General features: G+C 48.5%; 1 protein-coding gene. It reads left to right on the top strand.

The window, feature by feature from the left end; translation table 11 throughout:
• On the top strand, positions 1–1,344 hold a 1,344-nt coding region (locus tag R7P67_RS24575; protein WP_318086286.1), incomplete at both ends, for an alpha-1,6-glucosidase domain-containing protein.

Here is a 1,344-nt window from a genome sequence, read left to right as displayed (position 1 = left end):
AAGATTGACGAAAACACCTTGTTCTACGGTGAAGGTTGGGACTTCGGTGAAGTGTCTAACAACGCTCGTTTTGATCAAGCCACTCAGCTAAACATGGCTGGCACTGAAATCGGTACGTTCTCGGATCGTCTGCGTGACGCTGTTCGTGGTGGTAGCCCATTTGATGGCGGTGTCGATTCAGAAGGTAAGCACCCACTTCGCTTCAACCAAGGTTTTGGTAACGCGGCTTACGCGAATGAAGAAACCAAAGTGGACGCAGAATCGGTGAATGGTCGTCTACACAACCAAGATTTGGTTCGTCTAGGCATGGCGGGTAACTTGGCTGACTTCGTTCTTCTAGACTACAAAGGCGACACAAAATTAGGTAAGAACGTTGATTACAATGGTGCGCCAGCAGGCTACACAAAAGTGCCATCAGAAAACATCTCGTACGTGTCTAAGCACGATAACCAAACACTGTGGGATAACAACGCGTACAAGATTGCGACTGCGACTCCTTCTGCAGATCGTGCACGCATGCAATCAGTCTCGCTATCAACAGTAATGCTTGGCCAAGGTATCCCATTCATCCACATGGGTTCTGAGCTGCTGCGTTCTAAATCGATGCAGCGCGACTCTTACGATTCTGGTGACTGGTTCAACCGCGTCTTCTTCGACGGCAGTGACAACAACTGGAACGTAGGTCTGCCTCGTGAAGACAAAGACGGCGCAAACTGGGAGCTGATCAAGAAGATCGTTTCTGATACGACAGCGAAGCCAGATGCAACCGACATTGAGCTAACCAAACAACAATTCCTAGAACTACTAAAAATCCGTAGTTCAAGTGAACTGTTCCGCTTAGATACCGCTCAAGAAGTCATGAACCGTGTTGACTTCCGCAACGTTGGTAAAGACCAAGTGGAAGGCTTGATCGTTATGTCTATCGACGATGGTAAATCAGCAGGTGCCGATTTGGATTCGAAATACGATGCGATCGTTGCTGTGGTGAACTCAACATCAACAGAGAAATCATTTGTCGTGAAAGGCGCGACAGGTTTCGAGCTGCATGAAGTTCAACAAAACTCTGCAGATGACATCGTGAAAGGCGCAAGCTTCGCAAATGAAACCTTCACTGTGCCAGCACTGACTACTGCGGTATTCGTACAGCCACAAGACGGCGCGCAAGGTGCGGGTCTGCCAGTAAATACAGACAACAAAGACGTATCGAGCATTCCTCCTTTCGGTGAAACCGTGGTTTACGTGAAAGGCACAATGAACAATTGGTCAGACAACAGCGACTGGGCAATGACTTTCATTGGCAACGGCATGTACTCAGTAACAGGCGTACTTGAAGCAGGCAGCCAC

Source organism: Vibrio sp. Vb0937 (assembly GCF_033338855.1).
The sequence above is the reverse complement of the archived record's forward strand: the minus strand, read 5'-3'. Positions and strand labels throughout refer to the sequence as shown.